This is a genomic window from Microbacterium sp. UBA3394 (assembly GCF_002358725.1).
GTDB lineage: Bacteria > Actinomycetota > Actinomycetes > Actinomycetales > Microbacteriaceae > Microbacterium > Microbacterium luteum.
In genome coordinates, this window is the sequence record NZ_DEPK01000156.1 from 1 (window position 1) to 4,286 (window position 4,286).

Sequence of the window (4,286 nt, forward strand, 5' to 3'; positions counted from 1 at the left end):
GGCGACAGCCCGATCGCGTGAGCGTGGGTGGGATCGAAGGCGTACAGCGTGAGGTCGCGGCGTCGCACGAACAGCACGACGAAGGCGACCGCCGCGAGCACGGCGATCTGCACGAGCTCGGCGGCGGAGATGCCGAGGATGTTGCCGAAGATGATGTGGCTGAGGTCGGTCTGGCTCGGCGTCACCGAGATCATCACGAGCCCCGCGGCGAACAGGGTCGTGAAGACGATGCCGATGGCGGCATCCTCCTTGATGCGGCTCGTGCCGCGCACCAGGCCGATGAGGCCGACGGCGAGGAAGCCGAAGACGACGGCGCCGAGCGCGAACGGCACGCCGACGACGTAGGCGAGGACGACCCCCGGCAGCACGGCGTGCGAGACGGCATCGCCCATGAGCGACCACCCCACGAGCACCAGCCAGCACGACAGCACCGCGCACACGACCGCGGCGATGACGGTCGTCGCGATCGCCCGCACCATGAAGTCGTACTGGAGCGGCTCGAGGATGAGATCGAGAAGGCTCATGCCGGGGCTCCGTCATCGCGCGGATCCAGACCGAAGGCGCGGGCGAGGTTCTCGGGGCGGAGGGCCTCGGCGACCGGACCCTGGAACAGCACGCGGTGTCGCAGGAGCACCGCGTGGTCGGCGAGCCGGGGGAGGGCGTGCAGGTCGTGCGAGGAGACCAGCACCGCGCAGTCGGCGGCGGCGAGATCGCGCAGCAGCCGCACAATGGTCGCCTCCGACGCCTTGTCGACGCCCGCGAACGGCTCGTCCAGCAGCAGGATCTCCGCCTCCTGGGCGATCGCGCGGGCGACGAAGGCGCGCTTGCGCTGCCCGCCGGAAAGGCGCCCGATCTGCCTGTCGGCGAGGTCGGTGAGCCCGACGCGGTCGAGTGCGCCCGCGACGGCCTCGCGATCCCGGGGGCGAGGGCGCCGCAGGATGCCCTGCCGCGCGTAGCGGCCCATCATCACCACGTCGTGCACGCTGACCGGGAACTGCCAGTCGACGGCCTCGCTCTGCGGCACGTATCCGACGCGACCGGCCTTGCGGGCGGCGACGGGTGCGGCGCCGTCGATGCTCACACGACCGTGGTCGGGACGCCGCATCCCCATGATCGTGGTGAACAGCGTCGACTTGCCCGACCCGTTCATGCCGATCAGGCCGGTCACGCCTCCGCGGTCGAGAGTGAGGGACACCCGGTCGAGTGCGCGGATCTCCCCGTAGGAGACCGACACCTCGTCGACGTGCACCGCGGCGGTCATGACGCGTTCGTCAGCCCGGCCACGATCGTGTCGACGTCGTGGCGGATGAGGTCGAGGTAGGTCGGGACGGGTCCGTCGGACTCCGAGAGCGAGTCGACGTAGAGGATGCCGCCGAACGTCGCGTCGGTGGCCTCCACCACCTGCTGCATCGCCCGGTCCGAGACCGTGGACTCGCAGAACACCGCGGGCACGTCGCGGTCGCGCACGAACTCGATCGTCGCTGCAATCTGCTGCGGGGTGGCCTGCTGCTCGGCGTTGACGGCCCACAGGTACTGCTCGGTGAGGCCGGCGTCGCGAGCGAGGTAGCTGAAGGCGCCCTCGCACGTGACCAGGGCGCGATGGTCGGCGTCGAGCTCGGACAGTCGCGCGTCCAGATCGTCCTGGATCTGCTGCAGCTGGGCCTTGTAGTCGTCGGCGCGGGCGGCGAAGGCGTCGGCGGAGGCGGGGACCAGGTCGGCGAAGGCCTCGGCGATGTTGTCCACGTAGACCTGCACGTTGGCGGGACTCATCCACGCGTGCGGATTCGGCGTGCCCGCGTACGCATCGTCGGCGATGTCGATCGGCTCGACGCCGTCGGAGACGACGACGTGCGTCACATCGACGGTCTCGACGAACTGCGCGAACCACGCTTCGAGGTTCAACCCGTTGTCGATGACGAGGTCGGCGTCGCTCGCGGCTCGGATGTCGCCGGGCGTGGGCTCGTACCCGTGGATCTCGGCACCCGGCTTCGTGATCGAGGTGACCTCGATGTCGTCTCCCGCGACGTTCTGCGCGATATCGGCGAGCACCGTGAAGGTCGTGAGCACCTGCGGGCGGTCCGCGGCCGCCGACTGCGTGTCAGGCGCAGGCGCAGAGGAGCAGCCGGCCAGGCAGAGCGCGCCGACGGCGGACATCGCTGCGACCAGCATCCCGCGCGAATATTTCGGCATACCGAAACTTTAGGATTCGGCGCGCCGAAAAGCCAATCGGGCCCGGTGCTGAACGCACCGGGCCCGATCGGAAATCCTGGGGTCAGGACTGGCTGGCGATGGCGAACCGCACCGAGCCGTCCTGGTTCATCTCCGCGTCGAGCACGCGGTCATCGAGCGCGGTGTTCGCGCCGTTGTCGAGGAAGACGCGTGCGCCGTGGTCCTCGACCACCTGGTCGCCGTTCTCGGGAGCCGAGGCGACGGCGAGCTCGAAACCGGTCTCCTGGGAGCCGGTGTCTCGGATGCGCACGCCGCCCTGGTCGGCGTCGGGCAGCTGGGCGATGATCGTCTTGACGGCCGTGGCAGCGTTCTCGGTGAGCGTGAGCATGGGAGCTCTCCTCTCGTTCGGGACGTTCGGACCGGCCACGATTCCGAGAATCCGGCGTCGCCGCAAGCGGATGGCCCCATTTGGAGGGGATTCCCAAACTCGCCGAGTCGCGTCAGCGGGCGGCTTCGTACGCTTCGAGCACCGTCGCGGGAACGCGGCCGCGGTCGGAGACCTGGTAGCCGTTCTCCTTCGCCCACGCGCGCACGGCGCCGTAGTCCTGGCCGGCTTTGCGGCGTCGCGGGGCGCTCGACGAGGTGCTTCTCCCGCCCGAGACGCGGCGCGCCGCGTCGACGTAGGGGGCGAGGATCTCCCGGAGCGCGGCGGCGTTGGCGTCGGTGAGGTCGATCTCGTAGGCGGTGCCGTCGAGGGAGAACAGAACCGTCTCCCCTTCACCGACCTCGAGGACGCTTCCATCCAGGTCGTCGACGAGCTGGTGCACGATTCTGCGGGCCATGGGCCCACCCTACTGAGCGGGCCGCGACTTGACCATGAACGCCTCGCCATGCGGCGCGCCGTCGCGATCAGGGCAGGATGCCGGCGCGGCGGGCGCGAGCCACCGCTGCGTGCCTCGTGCCGGCGTCGAGCTTGCCCATCGCCGACTGCAGGTACGACTTCACCGTCGCCTCCTTCAGGGCGAGCGTCGCAGCGATCTCCGCGTTCGTCGCTCCCAGCGCCGCACATGCCAGCACGTCGATCTCGCGCGGTGACAGACGGGCGCTCGGGCCGTCGCCGACGGCGTCATCCCGGGCGAGAGCGGCCCAGCGCTGTTCGAGGCGGGACAGGCGATCGCGCACCGCCGGGTCGGTGATCGTGGCGGCGATGCTGCGCAGCTCGGCGTAGCTCGCGCGCACCTCTTCGCGTGCGGCAGGCGGCAGTGCGGCGGCGTCGCGAGCATCGGCCGGCGGCATGGTGGCCACCCGCCGATCGAGATCGTCGCGCAGGCGCAGCTGCGCCGCGAGGTCGTCGGCGGCGGCGATCGTCGGCTGGGCGATCGCGCCGCCGATCGGGGCGGAGCGGCGAGATCCGCAATAGAGCATGCCGCGGGGTCGCCCGGAGACGACCACGGGCACGGCGACGAGGGTGACGATGCGGGCGCCGAGGATGGCCGCGTCGTAGTCGTGGGTGATCGTGCGCGAGGTGCGGTAGTCCAGCGCGAGCCGCGGGCGGCTCTCCACCATCGCGCGGCCGCCGAGACCGCGATGCTCCCGCACCACCAGTCCCTCGATCGACTGCGCGTGCTCGCCGGAGATCGCGCTGACGTGCACGGCGCCGTCGTGGGCGAGGCCGCCGAAGGCGACCGTGTGAGGCGAGCTCCGGGCGAGGGTCACCACCGCCTGCTCGACGAGGGCCTGATCGCTGCTGCGCGTGCGGATTGCGGACATGGGCACCTACCGGTCGGACGGCCTCGGCGCCGTCGCGACGACGATACACCGGTGCCGGGAGCGGGCGGGTGGGCGGCCTACACGCTGCCCGCCCGCTCCAGGTCGAGAAGCCGGCGCTTGAGCTCCGGCCGGCCCCCGTACTCGCCGAGCGAGCCGTCGGCGCGCACGACGCGATGCACGGGGACGACGATCGAGAAGGGGGTCGTGGCGCAGGCCGTTCCGACGGCCCGCGCCGCCCGCGGGTGGCCGGCGAGGATCGCCACCTCGCCGTATCCGGCGGTCTCGCCGTAGGGGATCTCGCACACCGCCTGCAGCGCCGCCCGGGTGAAGCCGCGCACCTGCTCCCA

The 4,286-nt window shown here is 71.3% G+C and carries 7 protein-coding genes; all 7 read right to left on the minus strand.

The window, feature by feature from the left end:
• On the minus strand, positions 1-524 hold a 524-nt coding region (locus B4E30_RS09230), incomplete at its 3' end, for a metal ABC transporter permease (protein WP_286794924.1).
• Positions 521-1,261 carry a metal ABC transporter ATP-binding protein gene (locus tag B4E30_RS09235; protein ID WP_286794926.1) on the minus strand — a complete coding sequence of 247 codons (741 nt, stop codon included), beginning with the start codon at positions 1,259-1,261 and terminating at the stop codon, positions 521-523. The genes B4E30_RS09235 and B4E30_RS09230, both read right to left, overlap by 4 nt.
• Entirely contained in the window at positions 1,258-2,190 is a 933-nt protein-coding gene (locus B4E30_RS09240) for a metal ABC transporter substrate-binding protein (RefSeq protein WP_286794929.1), read from the minus strand. Before B4E30_RS09240 ends, B4E30_RS09235 begins: the two co-directional genes overlap by 4 nt.
• Before the next feature lie 82 nt (positions 2,191-2,272).
• Entirely contained in the window at positions 2,273-2,557 is a 285-nt protein-coding gene (locus tag B4E30_RS09245; protein WP_194384840.1) for a Fe-S cluster assembly protein HesB, read from the minus strand.
• Between the two features lie 112 nt (positions 2,558-2,669).
• Positions 2,670-3,011 carry a histone-like nucleoid-structuring protein Lsr2 gene (locus tag B4E30_RS09250; RefSeq protein ID WP_286794931.1) on the minus strand — a complete coding sequence of 114 codons (342 nt, stop codon included), beginning with the start codon at positions 3,009-3,011 and terminating at the stop codon, positions 2,670-2,672.
• 67 nt (positions 3,012-3,078) lie between these two features.
• Positions 3,079-3,939, minus strand: a complete 861-nt coding sequence (locus tag B4E30_RS09255) for a helix-turn-helix transcriptional regulator (RefSeq protein ID WP_286794934.1) — start codon at positions 3,937-3,939, stop codon at positions 3,079-3,081.
• Between the two features lie 77 nt (positions 3,940-4,016).
• On the minus strand, positions 4,017-4,286 hold a 270-nt coding region (locus tag B4E30_RS09260; RefSeq protein WP_286794936.1), incomplete at its 5' end, for a methylated-DNA--[protein]-cysteine S-methyltransferase.

Excerpts from the sequence above, each read along its gene's own strand:
- B4E30_RS09255 (WP_286794934.1), bottom strand. The coding sequence starts at position 3,939 with ATGTCCGCAATCCGCACGCGCAGCAGCGATCAGGCCCTCGTCGAGCAG.
- B4E30_RS09245 (WP_194384840.1), bottom strand. The coding sequence starts at position 2,557 with ATGCTCACGCTCACCGAGAACGCTGCCACGGCCGTCAAGACGATCATC.
- B4E30_RS09235 (WP_286794926.1), bottom strand. The coding sequence starts at position 1,261 with ATGACCGCCGCGGTGCACGTCGACGAGGTGTCGGTCTCCTACGGGGAG.
- B4E30_RS09240 (WP_286794929.1), bottom strand. The coding sequence starts at position 2,190 with ATGCCGAAATATTCGCGCGGGATGCTGGTCGCAGCGATGTCCGCCGTC.
- B4E30_RS09250 (WP_286794931.1), bottom strand. The coding sequence starts at position 3,011 with ATGGCCCGCAGAATCGTGCACCAGCTCGTCGACGACCTGGATGGAAGC.